The 18,688-nt window shown below is 67.2% G+C and carries 24 protein-coding genes; 7 read left to right on the top strand and 17 right to left on the bottom strand.

Features of this window, described 5'->3' with window-relative positions; all coding sequences use genetic code 11:
- Positions 1-2: 2 nt before the first annotated feature.
- From atpD to AC07U0_RS05620, 4 genes are all read right to left on the bottom strand, one after another.
- Complete coding sequence (atpD, locus tag AC07U0_RS05605; protein WP_494719023.1) at positions 3-1,553, bottom strand: F0F1 ATP synthase subunit beta; 1,551 nt, start codon at positions 1,551-1,553, stop codon at positions 3-5.
- A gap of 43 nt (positions 1,554-1,596) precedes the next feature.
- Positions 1,597-2,475, bottom strand: coding sequence for a F0F1 ATP synthase subunit gamma (locus AC07U0_RS05610; protein ID WP_494719024.1), 879 nt, complete (start codon positions 2,473-2,475; stop codon positions 1,597-1,599).
- A 34-nt stretch (positions 2,476-2,509) separates the two neighbouring features.
- Positions 2,510-4,045, bottom strand: coding sequence for a F0F1 ATP synthase subunit alpha (gene atpA / locus AC07U0_RS05615; protein WP_494719025.1), 1,536 nt, complete (start codon positions 4,043-4,045; stop codon positions 2,510-2,512).
- Positions 4,046-4,148: 103 nt separating this feature from the next.
- Positions 4,149-4,703 carry a F0F1 ATP synthase subunit delta gene (locus tag AC07U0_RS05620; RefSeq protein WP_494719026.1) on the bottom strand — a complete coding sequence of 185 codons (555 nt, stop codon included), beginning with the start codon at positions 4,701-4,703 and terminating at the stop codon, positions 4,149-4,151.
- Between the two features lie 278 nt (positions 4,704-4,981).
- Between AC07U0_RS05620 and AC07U0_RS05625 the strand changes: the two genes are divergently transcribed.
- The 4 genes from AC07U0_RS05625 (at position 4,982) to AC07U0_RS05640 (ending at position 8,099) form a co-directional block, all read left to right on the top strand.
- Positions 4,982-5,824 carry a TerC family protein gene (locus tag AC07U0_RS05625; RefSeq protein ID WP_494719027.1) on the top strand — a complete coding sequence of 281 codons (843 nt, stop codon included), beginning with the start codon at positions 4,982-4,984 and terminating at the stop codon, positions 5,822-5,824.
- A 7-nt stretch (positions 5,825-5,831) separates the two neighbouring features.
- Positions 5,832-6,668, top strand: coding sequence for a glutaminyl-peptide cyclotransferase (locus AC07U0_RS05630; RefSeq protein WP_494719028.1), 837 nt, complete (start codon positions 5,832-5,834; stop codon positions 6,666-6,668).
- A 37-nt stretch (positions 6,669-6,705) separates the two neighbouring features.
- The gene (locus AC07U0_RS05635; RefSeq protein WP_494719029.1) at positions 6,706-7,500 is read left to right on the top strand and encodes a tryptophan 2,3-dioxygenase; all 795 of its coding nucleotides are present in this window, start codon (positions 6,706-6,708) and stop codon (positions 7,498-7,500) included.
- 119 nt (positions 7,501-7,619) lie between these two features.
- The gene (locus AC07U0_RS05640; RefSeq protein ID WP_494719030.1) at positions 7,620-8,099 is read left to right on the top strand and encodes a PA2169 family four-helix-bundle protein; all 480 of its coding nucleotides are present in this window, start codon (positions 7,620-7,622) and stop codon (positions 8,097-8,099) included.
- 80 nt (positions 8,100-8,179) lie between these two features.
- Here the strand turns inward: AC07U0_RS05640 and rplS are convergent, their stop codons facing one another.
- The 3 genes from rplS to AC07U0_RS05655 all read right to left on the bottom strand — a co-directional run bounded on the left by rplS (position 8,180) and on the right by AC07U0_RS05655 (position 9,927).
- The gene (gene rplS / locus AC07U0_RS05645; protein ID WP_492946334.1) at positions 8,180-8,608 is read right to left on the bottom strand and encodes a 50S ribosomal protein L19; all 429 of its coding nucleotides are present in this window, start codon (positions 8,606-8,608) and stop codon (positions 8,180-8,182) included.
- Between the two features lie 4 nt (positions 8,609-8,612).
- Positions 8,613-9,362 (bottom strand): tRNA (guanosine(37)-N1)-methyltransferase TrmD, encoded by a 750-nt coding sequence (gene trmD / locus AC07U0_RS05650; protein ID WP_494719031.1) that lies wholly within the window; start codon positions 9,360-9,362, stop codon positions 8,613-8,615.
- Positions 9,363-9,582: 220 nt separating this feature from the next.
- The gene (locus AC07U0_RS05655) at positions 9,583-9,927 is read right to left on the bottom strand and encodes a GIY-YIG nuclease family protein (protein WP_494719032.1); all 345 of its coding nucleotides are present in this window, start codon (positions 9,925-9,927) and stop codon (positions 9,583-9,585) included.
- 132 nt (positions 9,928-10,059) lie between these two features.
- On the opposite strand from AC07U0_RS05655, the gene AC07U0_RS05660 reads away from it, so the two are divergent.
- The gene (locus tag AC07U0_RS05660) at positions 10,060-10,779 is read left to right on the top strand and encodes a hypothetical protein (RefSeq protein ID WP_494719033.1); all 720 of its coding nucleotides are present in this window, start codon (positions 10,060-10,062) and stop codon (positions 10,777-10,779) included.
- Here the strand turns inward: AC07U0_RS05660 and AC07U0_RS05665 are convergent.
- A complete protein-coding gene (locus AC07U0_RS05665; protein ID WP_494719034.1) occupies positions 10,776-11,243 on the bottom strand; it encodes a hypothetical protein in 468 nt (155 codons plus the stop codon). The two genes, AC07U0_RS05660 and AC07U0_RS05665, sit on opposite strands and share 4 nt — an antisense overlap.
- A gap of 16 nt (positions 11,244-11,259) precedes the next feature.
- The gene (locus AC07U0_RS05670; RefSeq protein ID WP_494719035.1) at positions 11,260-12,930 is read right to left on the bottom strand and encodes a thiamine pyrophosphate-binding protein; all 1,671 of its coding nucleotides are present in this window, start codon (positions 12,928-12,930) and stop codon (positions 11,260-11,262) included.
- Positions 12,931-13,033: 103 nt separating this feature from the next.
- Between AC07U0_RS05670 and AC07U0_RS05675 the strand changes: the two genes are divergently transcribed.
- Together AC07U0_RS05675 and AC07U0_RS05680 are read left to right on the top strand one after the other, a co-directional pair.
- A complete protein-coding gene (locus tag AC07U0_RS05675) occupies positions 13,034-13,171 on the top strand; it encodes an entericidin A/B family lipoprotein (RefSeq protein ID WP_494719036.1) in 138 nt (45 codons plus the stop codon).
- A 129-nt stretch (positions 13,172-13,300) separates the two neighbouring features.
- Entirely contained in the window at positions 13,301-13,693 is a 393-nt protein-coding gene (locus tag AC07U0_RS05680; RefSeq protein ID WP_494719037.1) for a YidB family protein, read from the top strand.
- Between the two features lie 14 nt (positions 13,694-13,707).
- Here AC07U0_RS05680 and truA read toward each other — a convergent pair whose 3' ends face one another.
- The 8 genes from truA to ccmA form a co-directional block, all read right to left on the bottom strand.
- A complete protein-coding gene (truA, locus tag AC07U0_RS05685) occupies positions 13,708-14,448 on the bottom strand; it encodes a tRNA pseudouridine(38-40) synthase TruA (protein WP_494719038.1) in 741 nt (246 codons plus the stop codon).
- Positions 14,448-15,365 carry a methionyl-tRNA formyltransferase gene (fmt, locus tag AC07U0_RS05690; RefSeq protein WP_494719039.1) on the bottom strand — a complete coding sequence of 306 codons (918 nt, stop codon included), beginning with the start codon at positions 15,363-15,365 and terminating at the stop codon, positions 14,448-14,450. The genes truA and fmt overlap by 1 nt, the downstream gene beginning before the upstream one ends.
- A 134-nt stretch (positions 15,366-15,499) precedes the next feature.
- The gene (locus tag AC07U0_RS05695) at positions 15,500-15,718 is read right to left on the bottom strand and encodes a hypothetical protein (RefSeq protein ID WP_494719040.1); all 219 of its coding nucleotides are present in this window, start codon (positions 15,716-15,718) and stop codon (positions 15,500-15,502) included.
- Entirely contained in the window at positions 15,715-16,305 is a 591-nt protein-coding gene (gene def, locus AC07U0_RS05700) for a peptide deformylase (RefSeq protein ID WP_494719041.1), read from the bottom strand. Before def ends, AC07U0_RS05695 begins: the two co-directional genes overlap by 4 nt.
- 68 nt (positions 16,306-16,373) lie before the next feature.
- Positions 16,374-16,634: a hypothetical protein gene (locus AC07U0_RS05705; protein ID WP_494719042.1), complete on the bottom strand. Its 261-nt coding sequence runs from the start codon at positions 16,632-16,634 to the stop codon at positions 16,374-16,376.
- Positions 16,635-16,680: 46 nt separating this feature from the next.
- On the bottom strand, positions 16,681-17,088 hold the full coding sequence (locus AC07U0_RS05710) for an acyl-CoA thioesterase (protein ID WP_494719043.1): 408 nt from the start codon (positions 17,086-17,088) through the stop codon (positions 16,681-16,683).
- A 73-nt stretch (positions 17,089-17,161) separates the two neighbouring features.
- A complete protein-coding gene (gene ccmB / locus AC07U0_RS05715) occupies positions 17,162-17,830 on the bottom strand; it encodes a heme exporter protein CcmB (protein ID WP_494719192.1) in 669 nt (222 codons plus the stop codon).
- Between the two features lie 80 nt (positions 17,831-17,910).
- Entirely contained in the window at positions 17,911-18,534 is a 624-nt protein-coding gene (gene ccmA / locus AC07U0_RS05720) for a heme ABC exporter ATP-binding protein CcmA (RefSeq protein ID WP_494719044.1), read from the bottom strand.
- Positions 18,535-18,688 lie beyond the last annotated feature (154 nt).

Consider the following 18,688-nt stretch of genomic DNA (forward strand, 5'->3'; position numbering starts at 1 on the left):
GATCAGGCCGCCTCGGCAGCCAGTTTGGCGGCCTTCTCGACGGCTTCCTCGATCGGGCCGACCATGTAGAAGGCGGCTTCCGGCAGGTGGTCGTATTCGCCGGCCACGATGCCCTTGAACGAGCGGATGGTGTCTTCCAGCGAGACGAACTTGCCGTCGGCGCCGGTGAACTGCTCGGCGACGAAGAAGGGCTGCGACAGGAAGCGCGAGATCTTGCGGGCGCGCGACACGACCAGCTTGTCGTCTTCCGACAGCTCGTCCATGCCCAGAATGGCGATGATGTCCTTCAGCGCCTTGTACTGCTGCAGGACTTCCTGGACCGAGCGGGCGACGTTGTAGTGCTCTTCGCCGATGACCAGCGGGTCCATGATCCGCGAGGACGAGTCCAGCGGGTCGACGGCCGGGAAGATGGCCTGGGCGGCGATGTCGCGCGACAGAACGGTGCGGGCGTCAAGGTGGGCGAACGAGGCGGCCGGGGCCGGGTCGGTCAGGTCGTCGGCGGGAACGTAGATGGCCTGGATCGAGGTGATCGAGCCCTTCTTGGTCGAGGTGATGCGTTCCTGCAGGTTGCCCATCTCGGTCGCCAGGGTCGGCTGATAGCCCACCGCCGACGGGATACGGCCCAGCAGGGCGGACATTTCCGAACCGGCTTGCGTGAAGCGGAAGATGTTGTCGACGAACAGCAGCACGTCCTTGCCTTCCTCGTCGCGGAAGTACTCGGCCTGGGCCAGACCGGTCAGGGCGACGCGGGCGCGGGCGCCGGGAGGCTCGTTCATCTGGCCGTAGACGAGGGCGCATTTGGAGCCTTCGGTCGAGCCGTTGTTCTTGGTCGGGTCCACGTTCACGTTGGACTCGATCATCTCGTGATACAGGTCGTTGCCTTCGCGGGTGCGCTCACCCACGCCGGCCAGAACGGAGTAACCGCCGTAGGCCTTGGCGATGTTGTTGATCAGTTCCTGCATGGTGACGGTCTTGCCGACGCCGGCGCCGCCGAACAGGCCGGTCTTGCCGCCCTTGGTGTAGGGGCACATCAGGTCGATGACCTTGATGCCCGTGACCAGGATTTCCGACGAGGTCGACTGCTCTTCGAACGAAGGCGCCTCGCGGTGGATCGGGCGGTACATGGTGGTCTTGATCGGGCCCTGTTCGTCGATCGGCGCGCCGACGACGTTCATGATGCGGCCGAGCGTGCCCGGGCCGACCGGCGCCAGGATGGACGAACCCGTGTCGGTCACCGGCTGGCCGCGCGTCAGGCCTTCCGAGGTGTCCATGGCGATGGTGCGGACCATGTTCTCGCCGAGGTGCTGGGCGACTTCCAGAACCAGGGTAAAGGGCTCGCCCGTCTTCTGGTCGACGTTCTGGGTGTGCAGGGCGTTCAGGATCGCCGGCAGCTGGCCGGTGAACTCGACGTCGACGACGGCGCCGATGACCTGGGCGATCTTGCCCACGCCGGTTCCGGCGGTGACGACGGCGTTACCCGTGGCGGCGGCGGCCTTCGGGGCCTTGGGAGCCGCGGGCTTGCGGGCGGCGGGTTTCTTGACGGTGTCGGTCATCGGTGGAGGGTCCGTTTCGGTCTGTTCTGTCAGGATCGGAGGATCAGAGCGCTTCCGCGCCGGCGATGATCTCGATCAGTTCGGTGGTGATCTGGGCCTGGCGCTTGCGGTTGTACTGCAGCGTCAGCGAGTTGATGAGGTCGCCCGCGTTGCGCGTGGCGTTGTCCATCGCGGCCATCTGGGCGCCAAAGAAGCTGGCCTGGTTCTCATAGAGGGCGGCCAGGACCTGGGTCGTGATGTTGCGCGGCAGGACGACGTCGAGGATTTCCTCTTCCGAGGGCTCGTACTCGTACACGGCGCCGTTCAGGTCGATGGGGGCGGCATCGCCGTCCACCACCGCCGGGATCAACTGCTTGGGCGTCGGCACCTGCGAGATGGCCGACTGGAAGCGGCTGTAGAACAGGGTCACGACGTCGGCGTGGCCGGCCTCGAACTCTTCGGCGATCAGGGCGGCGATCGGCTCGGCCGCCGGCATGCCGATGACCTTGTGGTCCGAGAGCTCGAAGGTGCGGATCAGCTTGTCGCCGTACAGGCGCGACAGGCCGTCACGAACCTTGCGGCCCACGGCGACGATGCGGACGTCCTTGCCCGAGGCGATCAGGCTGTTGATCCGTTCCTTGGCGGCCCGGATGACGTTGGTGTTGAAACCGCCCGCCAGACCCTTGTCGCCGGTGGCGACGATCACGAGGTGCTTCTTGTCCGAACCCGTGCCGGCCAGCAACTTCGGCGCGCCGTCGCCGGACACGCCCGCCGCCAGATTGGCGATGACCGCGGCCATCTTGCGAGCGTAGGGACGCGCGCTTTCGGCCTGATCCTGGGCGCGTTTGAGCTTGGCCGCGGCGACCATGTTCAGGGCTTTCGTGATCTTCTGCGTGGACTTCACGCTGTCGATCCGATTGCGCATTTCCTTGAGGCTGGCCATCGGGCGCTACTCTTTCAGCTTCCGGTGATCAGGCTTAGGCGAAGGTCTTGACGAAGGCTTCCAGCACCGACTTCAGCTCGGCTTCGAGCTCGGCGGTGAGGTCCTTCTTGGCGCGGATGCCGTCCAGCAGCGAGGCGTTCGACGAGTGGACGCGGGCCAGGAGCTCGCTCTCGAAACGACCGATGTCGGAAACGGCGATGCCGTCCAGATAGCCGCGCGTGCCGGCGTAGACCGAGATGACCTGCTCTTCCATGGTCAGCGGCGAGTACTGGGGCTGCTTGAGCAGCTCCGTCAGGCGCGCGCCGCGGGCCAGCAGCTTCTGGGTCGAGGCGTCCAGGTCCGAACCGAATTTGGCGAAGGCGGCCATTTCCCGATACTGGGCCAGCTCGCCCTTGATCGAGCCGGCGACCTTCTTCATCGCCTTGGTCTGGGCCGAGGAGCCCACGCGCGACACCGAGATGCCGACGTTCACGGCCGGGCGGATGCCCTGGTAGAACAGGTCGGATTCCAGGAAGATCTGGCCGTCGGTGATCGAGATCACGTTGGTCGGGATGTAGGCCGAAACGTCGTTGGCCTGGGTTTCGATCAGCGGCAGGGCGGTCATCGAGCCCGAGCCGTAGTCGCTGTTCAGCTTGGCCGAACGCTCCAGCAGGCGCGAGTGCAGGTAGAAGACGTCGCCCGGGTAGGCTTCACGGCCCGGCGGGCGGCGCAGCAGCAGGGACATCTGGCGGTAGGCGACGGCCTGCTTGGACAGATCGTCATAGACGATCAGGGCGTGCATGCCGTTGTCGCGGAAGAACTCGCCCATGGCGGTGCCGGCGAACGGGGCCAGGAACTGCAGCGGGGCCGGTTCCGAGGCCGTGGCGGCGACGACGATGGTGTAGTCCAGGGCGCCGCGCTCTTCGAGCGTCTTGACGATCTGGGCGACGGTCGAGCGCTTCTGACCGATGGCGACGTAGATGCAGTACAGCTTTTCGCCTTCCGACGCCGCGGCGGCGTTGGTCGACTTCTGGTTCAGGATGGTGTCGATGGCGACGGCGGTCTTGCCGACCTGACGGTCGCCGATGATCAGCTCGCGCTGGCCGCGGCCGACGGGGATCAGGGTGTCGATGGCCTTCAGGCCGGTCTGCATCGGCTCGTGCACCGACTTGCGGGGGATGATGCCCGGCGCCTTGACGTCGACGCGGCGACGCTCGGTGAACTGGATCGGGCCCTTGCCGTCGATCGGCTCGCCCAGCGGGTTGACGACACGGCCCAGCAGGCCCTTGCCGACCGGAACGTCCACGATCTCGCCGAGGCGGCGGACTTCGTCGCCTTCAGCAATGGCGGCGTCGGCGCCGAAGATAACCGCACCGACGTTGTCGCGCTCGAGGTTCAGGGCCATGCCCTTCACACCGGCCTTGGGGAACTCGATCATCTCGCCGGCCTGGACGTTGTCCAGACCGTGGATGCGGGCGATGCCGTCGCCGACCGACAGCACCTGGCCGACGTCGGACACGTCCGCTTCAACGCCGAAGGAGGCGATCTGCGACTTGAGGATGGCCGAAATCTCGGCGGCGCGGATGTCCATTTGGATCTCTCTGTCTTCGTCTTCGTTCAGCGGGCCGTGAAGCGCGCCATATTCGTGTGGGTCGGTGCGTGCTTACGCCCGCTGCATTCTGGTTCTGAGCGGGTCAGGCCCGCTTCAGGGCGAACTTCATCTGGTCGAGCTTGGTCTTCAGCGAGGCGTCGAACAGCTTCGAGCCGACCTTCACCTTCAGACCGCCCAGGATCGACGGATCGACCCGGGTGGTGATTTCGGGGTTCTTGCCCAGGGCCGTCGTCAGGGCCGTGGTGATGGTCTTCAGCTGGGCGGCGCTCAGGGCCTGGGTCGAGACGACCTCGGCGGCGACGACGCCCGTGTGCTTCGAATACAGAGCCTCGAAACTGGTGATGACGGCGGCCAGATCACGGGCGCGGCCGTTCTGGGCCAGCAGGCCGAGGAAATTCTTCGTGGTGGTCTCGAACTTCGCCTTGGTCGCGATGGCGATCAGGCCCTTGCCCTGGTCCTCGGCCGAGATCACCGGCGAGGTGGCGAGGCGGCGCAGGTCGGCGCTTTCGGTCCAGGCGGCCTTCAGCGACTTCAGATCGGCGCGCACGGCGTCGAGTTTCTTCGTCTCGAGAGCGAGGTCGAACAGCGCCTGTGCGTAGCGCTCGCCGACTTCCGTCGTCCTGAAATCGTCTGCCAAGGTGTCGTACCCGTTCGGTCAAGCTTTTGTGGTCGCGACCGGCGGTGGATGCCCACGCCGGCCAAGGGCCTGTAATGCTTAAGGAAAGCACGCATAGGGCCGTTTCCTCAGAAACGCCCCTAGGAAGCCGGGCGCCTGATAGCATGGGGTTTTCCCGGTCGCAACAAGTCGTGATCGAGCCTTGACGCAACCGGGCGAGCGACAATCCGACGCGGCATGAGGATGACGGGATTGCAGAGTCCTGCATTATCTAGGCGGCCACGCTTTCAAGGACCCCCATGTTCGACGCCATCGTCCCTCTGCTGACCGATCCCGCCGCCTGGCTGGCCCTGACCACCCTCATCGTGATGGAGGTGGTGCTGGGGATCGACAACCTGGTCTTCATCTCGATCCTGTCGAACAAGCTGCCGCCCGAGCAGAGGCAGAAGGTGCGACGGCTGGGCATCGGCCTGGCCCTGATCATGCGTCTGGGCTTGCTGGCCACCATCGGCTGGATCGTCGGCTTGACCGCCCCGGTGTTCGACCTGGGCTTCCACGGCCCGCTGAACAGCCACGGCGAGCCGTCGTTCGACACCACCTTCAGCTGGCGCGACCTGATCCTGATCGCCGGCGGCCTGTTCCTGCTGTGGAAGGCGACCAAGGAAATCCACCACACGGTCGATCCGACGCCCAGCCACGACGTCCTCGACAAGAAGGCGGTCGTCATCAACAACGCCGGCGCCGCCATCGTCCAGATCATCCTGCTGGATCTGGTCTTCTCGGTGGACTCCATCCTGACCGCCGTCGGCATGACCGATCATGTGCCGATCATGATGGCCGCCGTGATCGTCGCCGTGACCGTGATGCTGCTGGCCTCGGACCCCCTGGCCAACTTCATCGACAAGAACCCGACCGTGGTCATGCTGGCCCTGGGCTTCCTGCTGATGATCGGCGCGGTCCTGATCGCCGACGGCTTCGGCGTCCATGTGCCCAAGGGCTATATCTACGCCGCCATGGCCTTCTCGGCCCTGGTCGAGGGTCTGAACATGGCCGGGCGCGCCTCGTCGAAAAAGAAACAGGCCGCGCTCGACGCACATCAGGCCGAACTGAACGCGCGCGAAACGGCGGGACCCGGGGTATAGGCGAAGGATGCGCGCCATCCTTCCTGCCTTCCTCCTGCTGCTCGGCGCCTGCGCCGCCCCGATGGGGGCAGCCTCGGCCCCCTTGCCGGCGCAGGCTCAGGCGACGGCTGCGATCGCGACCATCCCGGTGCTGGGCTATGAGGTCGTGCGGACCTTCCCGCATGCGACCGACGCCTTCACCGAGGGCCTCTTCTATCGCGGCGAGGGCGCGGACGCCGAACTGGTCGAGAGTACAGGCCGCTTCCCGTCGGACATCCGTATCGTCCGGCTGGCCGACGGCGAGATCCTGAAGAAGCGGGTGCTGGACACCGCCTATTTCGGCGAGGGCATCGTCCAGGTCGGCGACCGGCTGATCAGCCTGACCTGGCGTAACCATCTGGGCTTCATCTGGAACGCTGCGGACCTGAGCCCGATGGGGCTGTTCTCCTATACGGGCGAGGGCTGGGCCCTGACGAAGGACGACCACCGCATCATCATGAGCGACGGCACCCCGGTCCTGCGCTTCCTCGATCCCCAGACCCTGACCGTGACCGGCCGGCTGATGGTCACCGCCGAGGGCCGCGGCGTGGAGCAACTGAACGAGCTGGAGTGGGTCGCCGACGCAGATGCGCCCGGCGGCGGCTATATCTACGCCAACATCTGGCAGACCGACCGGATCGCCCGCATCGACCCGACCACCGGCAAGGTCGTGGCCTGGATCGACCTGACCGGCCTGTTTCCCGAGAGCGAACGCAAAGACGTCAACGACGACGTCCTGAACGGCATCGCCTGGGACGCCGCGGGCCAGCGGCTGTTCGTCACCGGCAAGAACTGGCCGCAGTTGTTCGAGATCCGGATCAAGTAGGGTCGACCCTCGACCCTGATCGCCGTATCGGAAGCCCATGACCGCTTCGAACATGACCTACGCCCGCTACCTCGGGCTCGACCGGCTGCTGTCGGCGCAGGATCCGATCTCGGACCAGCACGACGAGATGCTGTTCGTCATCATCCACCAGACCAAGGAGCTGTGGCTCAAGCAGATCCTGCATGAGGTCGCCCTGGCCCAGTCGATGGTCCGCAACGGCGATCTGGTCCCGGCCTACAAGAGCCTGGCACGCGTCAGCCGCATCCAGGCGGTGATGACCCAGAGCTGGGACATCCTGGCGACCATGACGCCCGCCGACTATCTGCGCTTCCGCGACGTGCTGGGCTCCAGCTCGGGCTTCCAGAGCGACCAGTTCCGCCGTTTCGAGGCCATGCTGGGGCTCAAGGACGCCCGCTTCCTCGCCTTCCAGGAAGACCGGCCCGAGGCCCACGCGGCGCTCAAGGCCGCGATCGAGGCGCCCAGCCTCTACGACGATGCCCTGGCCCAGCTGGCGGCCGCCGGCCTGCCGGTCCCCGCCGACATCCTGAACCGCGACGTCAGCCAGCCGTACGAACCCTCCGAGGGCGTCGAGGCGGCCTGGCTGGAGGTCTATCGCGACACCGACCGCTGGTGGGCCCAGTACCAGCTGGCAGAGAAGCTGGTCGATCTGGACGACGCCCTGCTGACCTGGCGGCACAAGCATGTGGTGACCATCGAGCGGATCATCGGACGGCGTCGGGGCACCGGCGGGACCGAGGGCGCGGCCTATCTGATGACGACGCTGGAGAAGCGCTGCTTCCCCGAACTCTGGTCGCTTCGAACGAAGCTCTAGAAGGGTTTGGGCACGAAGCTGTGATGACTTGCTGATCCGACGGTGATCGGCCGGTCGCAATCGCGCCGCAACCCGGGGCGAGGCTGGGCCGTTCCAGTGGGTAAGTTTGGAGACCTCCCATGCCCAACCGTCACGATATCCACGTCCTCAACGGCCTGATCGCCGCCACGCTCGACAGCGCAGAGCGGCTGGACCAGATCGCCGACGACAGCGAAAGCTCTGGCCACGGCAGCCTGTTCAGCAGCCTGGCCGAAGAGCGCCGCGACATGGCCCGCGTCATGGCCGCGACCGTCACCGCCCTGGGCGGCCATCCCGACACCTCGGGCTCGATCCTCGCCAAGGCCCAGCGCGCCGTCATGGACATGAGCCATGCCCTGATGCGCGACGAGGCCGGTCTGGTCGACGCCGCCGACCGGGGCGAGGCCGCGCTGGACAAGCGGTTCCACGCCGCCGTCGCCGACGAGAAGCTGTCGGCGACCACGCGCGAGACCATCCGCCGGGCCCATGCGGCGATCCACCGCGAGACCACCGAGGTGCACAGCCTCAGACGCAGTGTGGATGGCCAGAAGGACGCGTCCAACAGTCTGTTTCCGCAGTAGAAAATGAAAAAGGCCCCGGTCTCGCGACCGGGGCCTTATCATATCGGGCTCAAGTAGCCCGAAGGGCGGTAGCCCCAATATTATGCTTCGTCGCCGGCCTTGTCGGCCGAACCGGTGACCGGCACCTGGGCGCCCTTGGCCGGACGAACCGTCTGGCGCTCGGCGATCCGGGCCGACTTACCGCGACGGTCGCGCAGGTAGTAGAGCTTGGCGCGACGGACGACGCCGCGGCGCTTCACTTCGATAGCGTCGATGTTCGGCGACAGGATGGGGAACTTGCGCTCCACGCCTTCACCGAACGAAATCTTGCGGACCGTGAAGGTCTCGTTCACGCCGCCGCCGTCACGGGCGATGCAGACGCCTTCAAACGCCTGGATGCGTTCGCGTTCGCCTTCCTTGATCTTGACCATGACGCGCAGGGTGTCGCCGGGCTGGAAGTTCGGGATTTCACGAACCGCGATCAGGCGGGCTTTTTCTTCGGCTTCGATGGTCTGAAGGATGTTGGCCATAGTCTTATTCTCCTCGGGCTTTTTTGCCCTTTAGCTTTGATTTGGCGGAGGATTCCGCTGGTCTATTCGCCAGATGCGCGGCCCACAGATCAGGCCGACGCTCTTGCGTAGTGAGTTCCCGCTGTTCCTGACGCCACACGGCCATCCTGCGATGGTCGCCCGACAACAGCACCTCGGGGATATCCAGCCCCTCGAACGTCCGCGGTCGCGTGTACTGCGGATGCTCCAGAAGCCCGTCCTCGAAACTCTCGGTCGACAGGCTTTCGCCTGAGCCGAGCACTCCGGGGATCAGTCTTACGCACGCCTCGATCACCAGCATCGCCGCCGCCTCGCCGCCGGCGAGAACCGCGTCTCCTACGGAGACCTCCTCGAACCCCCGGGCGTCGAGCACCCGTTGGTCCACCCCCTCGAACCGGCCGCAGAGGACGGTGATCCCGTCCGCCTTCGCCCATTCCTTCACCCGCGCCTGCGTCAGGGGTCGACCGCGTGCGCTCATGTACAAAAGCGGCCGGGACGGCCCCTGCACACTGTCGAGTGCGCGAGCCACCACGTCCGCTTTGAGTACCTGTCCCGGGCCTCCACCCGCGGGGGTGTCGTCCAGGAAGCCGCGCTTATCTTCGGAAAACTCCCGAATGTCCAGCGTTTCCAGACTCCACAGCCCCTTCTCGCGCCAGGCCGTGCCGATCAGGGACACGCCGAGCGCGCCCGGAAAGGCCTCGGGGAACATGGTCAGGACGGTGGCGGTGAAGGGCATGGAGGGTCGGGTCGGTCCGGAGATGGCAGTGAGCGCCACCGAAAAACACACTGACAGACTGCCAAATCCTGCCAAACGATCGCGAAGACAGGAAAGGGGAGCGGGCCGCGCGCCCAATATAGCCCCGTTGCGAAGGGCGCCATGCCGAAGTCGCCGACTTTCGGTCTTCAGACTGAAATAACGCGGAAAAATCCCGGCGGGGATGCGCGTCTGAAGCCCCTCACCCCGGCAACAGGGTCTCCGCCTGCAGCCGCGATGTCCAGCGCGCCGCCCTTTCCTTCAGCTCGTCCCTGAGCCGCAGATCCGACAGGTCGGTGGGCAGCCGGTCCAGCTGTTCGAAGCGGAAATCCTCGGGCGCATGGGCGTTCCAGGCCGCCTGCAGCGAGGGATCACGGCCCGAGCCGGTCTTCAGGGTGAAGCTGAGGCCGTTCCAGCGGGTGTCGATATGACGGCTCTGGCCGACCCAGACCTGCCCCGTCGCCGAACAGATGACGGCATAGACGCCCGCGACAGTCGGGCTGTCCTTGTAGCCAGCGATCAGGGCTTTACGGGCGGCGGGGGTCATGACGAGCATCCTTTTTGCCCGGACATAAATAACCGCTTATTTCACCCGGGTAAATAGACCGGATGGATAGGGAAGAACCTTGACCTGTGACGGTGCATCTCCACAACTCCGCTCGACGTTCCGCGAGGCCCCATGCGCAATCTTCTGCTGTTGTTCGCCGCCCTGTCCTTGTCAGCCTGCGCAAGCGCGGACTCGACCGACATTGTCCGGGGAACCATGCCGCTCAAGATTTTGCGCGACGAGGGCCAACTGCCCCGGCTTGGCGAAGTCCGCGTGGAGGCAGGCGGGACAAGCGAAGACGACAGGTTTCTCTTCAGCATCTATTTCGACAGCGATGGAACCACGCTTGGAGCACCAAGCTCCGTATCGTGGCAGATGAGGTTCACGGGTTATTGCCGCGACACGGCGGGCTGGCTTCAGTCCGTGCTGATCGGACCTTCTGGGCAAAAATGGAGCGTCCGCCGCGTCTTCGTGCCCGCCGGTCCCGACCGTCAGCTGGACTGGAGCAGCGGCGGGTTTCAGGCCGGAGATGGTCCTGAGGCGCAGGCCCTTCTTGACGCCGCTGCTGCCGGCGGGCGCTTCACCCTCGCACTTGAAGACGATGAAGGCCGTCTCTGGAACGAAACGGTGATCGACACCCTCACCCACCGGCAGCGAGAACGATTGTTTGCGGCCAATCGCGCTGCTGTGGCGGCTGCCGATCCGGTGACCACGCCGGTCGCCGGCGAGACGATGCTTCTCGTTGTAAGGAGGGAGCCGGTAAGGCTTCCGTGGCCGCCGCGAACCTGCCCCGCCTTACCAACGGCGAACGGGTCTGCCGGACCGGCCGGAACCGGTGCGACGACTCCCTAGGAAATCCAGGTGTTCCGGCACTCGGTGACCGTCCAGCCGGCGAAGCCCGAGACCACCGTGCAGCGGACGCCCATGCCGGCCAGCGGGCCGTGCAGGATGCCGCTCTCGATCGTCGCGCCGCGGCCGTCGTAGACAGGCTTTTCGAACGACACCCACTGGACCCGTTCGGGGCCTCTACGATTGACGACCGGGACATAGGTCCGGGGGAAGCTGAGGCCGTAGCGGCTCCAGTCGCAGCGGAGGTTCCAGGCGCGGTCGCCGTCCTTGAGCCACAGGGGCGGCGGCAGGCGGTCGGTGGTGTTGAAGCCGTAGTGTTCCTTCGCCACCGCCGCGATGACGGCGCAGTCGTTGCCGTTGTCGGCGCCTTGCCCGGGAGGCGGGGGACCGCCGGGGCCGTAAGGGTCCGTGGCGCAGGCGGACAGGGCGGTGGTCGCGAGCGCGATCGACAGGACGGCAAGGCGCATCACAGGTCTCCCGGAACTACCCGCCTCTGAGGGCGGTGATGGTGCGGCCGGGGGCGATGTCCTCGGCCGAGGTGATCAGATGAACGATCGCGGGGACCCCTTGGCTCCCGGACGCGGCCTCACGCGCCGCGGCGAAGGCGGCGGGGAAGTCTTCCGTCGTCTCGCAGCGGACACCGAAGGCCCCGAAGGCCCGGGCGTACTGGACGAAGTCGGGGTTCTTCAGGTCGGTGGCGATGACCCGGCGCGGATAGTCGCGCTCCTGGTGCATGCGGATGGTGCCGTAGGTGCCGTTGTCGACGATGACGGTGACGGTGTTGATGCCGTACTGGACCGCCGTCGCCAGCTCCTGCCCCGTCATCAGATATTCGCCGTCGCCGGCGATGCAGACGACGTCACGGTCGGGATAGAGGCTCTTGGCCGCCACCGCCGCCGGATAGCCATAGCCCATGGCCCCAGAGGTCGGGCCCAGCTGGGTGTGCATGGCCGTGTGCTTGTGGAACCGGTGCAGCCAGGCGGCGTAGTTGCCGGCGCCGTTGGTCAGGATGGCCTCGGGCGGCAGGACCGACCGCAGATGGGCCATGCACTCGCTCATATTGGCCGCGCCGGTGACCGCGACCGGGGTGGTGAAGGCCTCATAGGCGGCATGCCCCGCCTCGGCCTGATCATGCCAGGTGCAGCCCGGCTCGATCTCCGACAGGGCCATGGCCGCGAGCGACACATCGGCGCAGGCGCTCATCAGCGGCGGCCACACGCGACCAAGCTCCTCGGGGCCGGGGTGGATGTGGATCAGGGTCTCGGGCGTCCGGGCCCGGTCCAGCAGGGTGTAGCCTTGCGTCGGATTCTCGCCGAGGCGGGCGCCGATGGTGATGATCAGGTCGGCCTCGCGCACCCGCTGCAGCAGGACCGGATTGGGGCCGAGGCCGAGGTCGCCGACATAGTTGGGTCGGTCATTGGAGATCAGGTCCTTGCGGCGGAACGAAAGGGCGACCGGCAGGCCGATCCGCTCGGCCCAGTCGCCCATGGCCGTGGTGGCCTCCTGCGTCCAGCCGGAGCCGCCCAGCACCAGCAGGGGCCGTTCGGCCTTGGCCAGATGGGAGCCGACCTCGGCGACGAAGGCGGCGTCCAGCGCCGATCGCGCGGGCGCGACGGGCCGCACCGGGGCCGGGCCGCCGTCTGCCTCCAGCACATCCTCGGGCAGGGCGATGACCACCGGCCCCATCCGACCCTGAAGGGCGGTGGCGAAGGCGCGTTCGACCACCTCGACGGTGCGGGTGCTGGTCTCCAGCTCGGTCGCCCATTTGGCCAGGCCGCCGAAGACCTCGCGGTAGTCGACCTCCTGGAAGGCGCCGCGGCCCCGGTCCGACACGGCGATCTGGCCGACGAACAGGATCATCGGGGTCGAGTCCTGATGCGCCGTATGCACCCCGATAGAGGCGTGGGTCGCGCCCGGACCCCGCGTGACCATGCAGATGCCCGGCTTGCCGGTCAGCTTGCCATAGGCCTCGGCCATGTTGGCGGCGCCCGCCTCGTGCCGGCAGGTGATGACCTGGATCTGGTCGGTCACGTCGGCGAGGGCGTCCAGCACGGCCAGATAGCTCTCGCCCGGGACGCAGAAGATCCGCTCCACCCCGTTCATGACGAGGACATCGACGAGACGGCGGGCGGTGTTGGCGACGGCTTGGGTCATGCCGCTGACCTAGCAGACCGAAGCCTGAATTGACCATGCAACCCTATGGTCACGCTTGGCGTTACGGCGAAGGTTCAACAGTTCCCCCCTTGGAGAAACCCCCATGCGCAAGATCATCGCCCTGTCCATCGTCGCCGCCGCCCTGGCTGTTTCGGCCTGCAACACCGTCTCGGGCGTCGGCCGCGACGTCTCGGCCGCCGGTTCGGCCGTCACCTCGGGCGCCGAGACCGCCAAGAACTGAGGCCAGAGCCTCTGACGACTGAAAGGCCCGCCCTGACCGGCGGGCCTTTTTGCATTGTTTTACGGTGTCGGGCGTCACGAAGGCGTAGGCTTGCGGGCGCACCGTGGGGTGCGAAACCGGAGAACGATCATGGGACTTCTCGACAACGTCATGCACGGCCTCGGCGACGACGCCGCGGGCGGGCTCGCCGACCTTCTGAAAGGTCAGGGCGGGGTTCAGGGTCTGGCGGACAAGTTCGGCCAGCACGGTCTGGGCGAGATCGCCGCCAGCTGGATCGGCAAGGGCGGCAACCTCAACATCACCCCGGAACAGATCCAGTCGGTCATCGGCCATGGCCCCATCGCCGATCTGGCCGGAAAGCTGGGCGTCTCGCCCGAACAGGCCAGCCAGACGCTTGCCGGCCTCCTGCCCGAAGCCATCGACCGGCTGACGCCCAATGGCCATACGAACGACGCCGGCGCCCTGCTGGACCAGCTGCCCGGCGGTCTGGGCGGGATGATCGGCGGGTTTCTGAAGAAGTAGGCTTTCTGGTTGGCCTAGTCGTAGGCCACGCCCGTCAGATAAAGCCCGTCCGACGGCGCCACGGGTCCACAGGCCGTGCGGTCACGCGCGGCCAGAGCCTCGGCGACGTCTTGCGCCGTCCAGCGACCGAGGCCGACCTCGACGAGGGTGCCAGTCATGGAGCGGACCTGACGGTGCAGGAAGGACCGGGCCTCGAACACCAGATGCACCTCCTCGCCGACGCGGGTGACGCGGGCGACGTCCAGGGTCTTCTCCGGCGACTTCGACTGGCAGGCCAGGTCGCGGAAGGTGGTGAAGTCGTGATGGCCGACCAGAGCCTGGGCCGCCGCATGCATGGCTGCGGCGTCCAGCGCCTTCTTCATATGCCAGACCTTGCCCCGCTCCAGCGCCGGGCGGCCGGGGCGGTTGAGGATGCGGTAGAGGTAGCGGCGGCCGGTCGCCGAGAAGCGCGCGTGCCAGTCGTCGCCGACGGCCGTCGAGTCGAGGACGGCGACCGCCTCCTTCACTAGATGGGCGTTCAGCGCATTCATGACGGTGTCGGCGGGCCAGTCCTTTTCGAGATCGACATGGACGACCTGACCCGTGGCGTGAACCCCGGAATCGGTGCGTCCGGCGGCGGCGATGCGCACGTCCTGACCCGAGAAACCCTTCACCGCCATCTCGATCGCGCCCTGCACGGTCGGCAGGCCCGCCTGGGCCTGGAACCCGGCATAGGTCGAGCCGTCGTATTCAATGGTCAGGCGGTAACGGGGCATCAGCCCAATACGGTCCCGGCGGGCAGTGGGAAGCCCTTGAGCAGGTCCGACGCCGGCTGCGCCGCCTTGCCCTCGCGCTGGACGCGGGTCAGGCGGACGGCGCCCTCCCCACAGGCGACCAGAAGCTCGTCATCGAGAACCTCACCGGGGGCGCCGGTTCCCTTCAGGCTGGTCCGCGACATCAGGGCCTTGACCCGCGTGCCGTCAGGCGCGGCGAACCAGGCGCCGGGGAAGGGCGACAGGCCGCGGATATGGCAGTCAACCTCGGCCGCCGGACGGGTCCAGTCGATACGGGCCTCGGACGGCGTGATCTTCTTCGCATAGGTCGGTTCGCCCGCCTGGGGCGTTTCGGTGACGCCACCGCGTTCGATGGCGGCGAGCGCGCGGGTCCACAGGGTGGCGCCGGTGACCGACATCCGCTCGGACAGGCTGGCGGCGGTGTCGTCGGGATGGATCGGCAGGACCTCGGACAGCAGAATGGCGCCTTCGTCGAGGCCTTCGGACATGCGCATAATCTGGACGCCGGTCTCACGGTCGCCGGCCATGATGGCGCGCTGGATCGGGGCCGCGCCGCGCCAGCGGGGCAGCAGGGAACCATGCAGGTTGAAACAGCCCAGACGCGGCGCCTCCAGCACGGCGGGCTTCAGGATCTGGCCATAGGCGACGACGCAGGCCGCATCGAGGTCGAGGCTCTGGAAGATCTCGATGGCCTCGGCAGACTTCATCGACTCGGGCGTGAACACCGGCAGGCCCATGGCCTCGGCGAAGGCGTGGACCGGCGACGGCGTCAGCTTCTGGCCCCGCCCCCTGGGGCGCGGCGGCTGGGAATAGACGGCGACGATCTCATGGCCCGAGGCGATCAGCTCGGCCAGCGAGGGCACGGCGAATTCGGGGGTGCCCATGAAGGCCAGGCGCATGGAATGCCCTCGGATCGTTGAAAGACGGGCTCCCCTAGCCCGACATTCGTCCGGACGGAAGGATCAGGCCAAAACCGCGCTCAAGTCGTGAGCGACCGCGTCGCGAACATAGCGCCCAAAAAGAAGCTGGGACGTCAGTCCCAGCGCGAGGCCACGCCGCCGCCTTCGTCCCATTCGCCGCCCGCGTCGAGCGCGTCGTCGAAGTCGAGCAGGCGGTCCAGCAGGACCCCGGCGACCAGACCGATGGCGGCGACGCCGATGATGGTCGCCAGGCTGCCGATGCCGATCTTCTCGGAGCGGGTCAGACGGCGGCGGCCGTGGGTGTCGATCACCGTCGATCTGCGGCCCATCATGCGTTCTCCAGCGCCATCGAGCGCATGTATTTCCGAACCTTGGTCACCGCCCGGTCGCGCTTCAGGCGCGACAGGTGGTCGATGAACAGAACGCCCTCGAGATGATCCAGTTCGTGCTGGAAACAGACGGCGTAGAGGCCGTCGATCTCTTCCTCGATGCGCTGGTTGTCGCGGTTGAGATAGGCGATGCGGATGCGGGCCGGGCGCGAGACCGTGTCGAAATACTCCGGCAGGGACAGGCAGCCCTCCTCGTACTGGAACAGCTCGTCCGAGGCCCAGAGGATTTCCGGATTGGCGAAGAAGCGCGGATTGGCGGCCAGATTGGGCTCGGCGTCCTCGCCGGCTTCGTCGACCACTTCGGCGTCCGTGGTCGGTTCGCCGTCGTGCAGGTCCATGACCACCACGCGACGCAGATCGCCGATCTGGGCCGCGGCCAGACCGATGCCCGGGGCGGCGTACATGGTCTCCAGCATGTCGTCCATCAGGGCGCGAACGTCGGCGTCGACAGCCTCCACTGGCTTGGAGATCTGCTTGAGCACCGCCAGGTCGGCGGGGTTGTCGATGGTGAGGATACGTCTGACGGCCATGGGGCTCAGGTAGGCGCGAAGGCCCTTCGGGTCAAGATTTCCGGGGGTTTGGCCCAGCCAACGTGGCCTCAGGCGGTCGCCATGATCGCGCCAAAGGTCGTCCAGAGCGTAACGCCGATCGCGGCGGCCAGACACAGGGCGCCGGGGGCCATTCCCTTGAATCTCTGGGCCACAAGCCGCTTGAAGCGGTCGGGATCCTCGGCGCGACGAACCACCTCGCGTCGCGCCCCTCGTGTCTTGATGGATCCGGATGTGACGGCGCCGGCCCACGGAATACCGTCCTTCAGCAGAAGGAAAAGCGCGGCCAGATAGAGTGCATAGATGATCATCGGCGATCTCCCCCGAGGACAGGATCGCAGTTTGATCGGTCGGCGGTCAATCGACAGGAATGGCGCGCGGCTTGCGGTGTTCGTCGATGGCGACATAGGTGAAGACGCCTTCGGTCACCCGGATCACGGTGTGCGAGGCGCGCGGACGTTTCCAGGCCTCGACATGGACGCGGATCGAGGTGCGGCCGACCCGCAGGACCTTCGCATAGATCGAGATTTCGTCGCCCACCGAGACGGGCTGGTGGAAGACCATGCCGTCGACGGCGATGGTGGCGCAGCGGCCGCGCGCCAGATCGAAGGCCGGGGTCGAGCCGGCGAGGTCCATCTGGGCCAGCAGCCAGCCGCCGAAGATGTCGCCCTCGGGGTTGGTGTCGGCCGGCATGGCGATGACGCGCACGACCGGTTGCTGGTCGGGGGCCTGAAGCGGAGTTTCGGGTTGGACGGTGTCGGTCATGGGATCCGCTTTACGCCTGCCGGTCCGGACGGCAAGCCAACTCGAGTTTCAGATTATCACTGATCACCTACGTCTACCCCTGAGCGTTGCGGATCGCGGCGGCGCCGGCGAAGGGGGCGATGACGGCGGCGAACAGGGCGTAGGCGGCCAGAAGAGCGAGGGCCGGTCCCGGCGGCAGGCCCTGAACCGCCCGGGCCAGCGCCCCCGAGCCGAACACCACCGGCGGAATGAACAGGGGCAGGACGACGACGGCGATCAGCAGCCCTCCCCGCTTCGCTCCAAGAGCGAGGGCCGCGCCCAGCGCCCCGGTGAAGGCGAAGCCCAGCCCGCCGAGGCCGGCCGCCAGCGCCGTCAGGGGCGCCAGTCCAATCGGTTGTCCAAGGGCCAGCGCCGCCACGGGCGCGGTCAAGGCCAGAGGCAGGCCGGTGGCGATCCACTGGCTCAGGGCCTTGATGATGAAGACGGACTCCAGCGGCAGATGGCCAGTGGCCAGCAGGTCCAGCGCCCCGTCGTCCAGATCGCGCTCGAACAGCCGCTCCAGCGACAGCAGGGACGACAGGGCCAGGGCCAGCCAGGCGACGCCTGCCGCGACCGGAGCGAGGGTCTTGAGCTCGCCTCCCGCCGCCAGAGGCAGGATGGCGGTCACACAGGCGAAGAAGGCGCAGGCCAGCAGCGGACCCCCTCCCCCGCCCCAGGCCAGCGACAGCTCGCGTTCGAACAGCACCCGCGTCGCCCCGCGCAGGCCCGGCGCGCGCGGCTCCGGCGCACCGGGCTCGGGCTTGCCGGGTTTCGGGTCGTCCCATTTGGGCAGGCGGGGTTCGTTCACGCCAGCCCTCCGAGATCCAGCGACCGCACAGGCATGGGCAGGGCGTCGTGGACGGCGGCGACGATCAGGCCGTCGGACCGCAGATGCCGCTGCATCGCCTCGGCGAACACGGCGCGCCAGCGGGCGTCGAGCGGCCCCATAGGCTCATCCAGCAGCCACAGGGCGCGCGGCGACCCGACCAGCCGACCGAGCGCCAGTCGGCGCCTCTGGCCCGCCGACAGTTTGCGCACCTCCAGATCCAGCAGGGGCTTGAGGCCGAAGGTGTCGATCGCCTCATCGACCCCGTCCTGGGTGTGGCCCAGCCAGTCGCACTGGAACGCCAGTTCGTCGCGCGCCGTCCGCGCGCCCTTCAGCCCGTCCAGATGGCCCAGCAGATGGATCTCCCTGCCCCGCGCCTCGCGCGGATCGAGCCGGTTGTGGTCGCCGTCGTGGAAGGTGATCTCGCCGGCCTCGGGCCGGATCAGACCGGCGACGGCGCGCAACAGGCTGGTCTTGCCCGCGCCATTGGCCCCGGTCAGGGCTGAGACCTCACCGGCCTGAAGTTCGAAGTCCAGTTCGCGGAACAGGACCCGTTCGCCGCGGACGAGGGAAAGTCGGCTCAAGCTCAGGGAATGGATCACTTTTTGCGACCCGTTCTCAATGTCCCCACAGAGGACGTGGATACATGGACTGTATACATCTGCGGAGCTATAGCCCCCCGTGCCGCAGCAGGCTTTCGCCGCGCGCGTCGGGGACCTGTGTGACCCGGCGTCTGTCGCGCGGAGGCGCAACCGG

It is taken from the genome of Brevundimonas sp. GW821-FHT02A10, assembly GCF_059422025.1.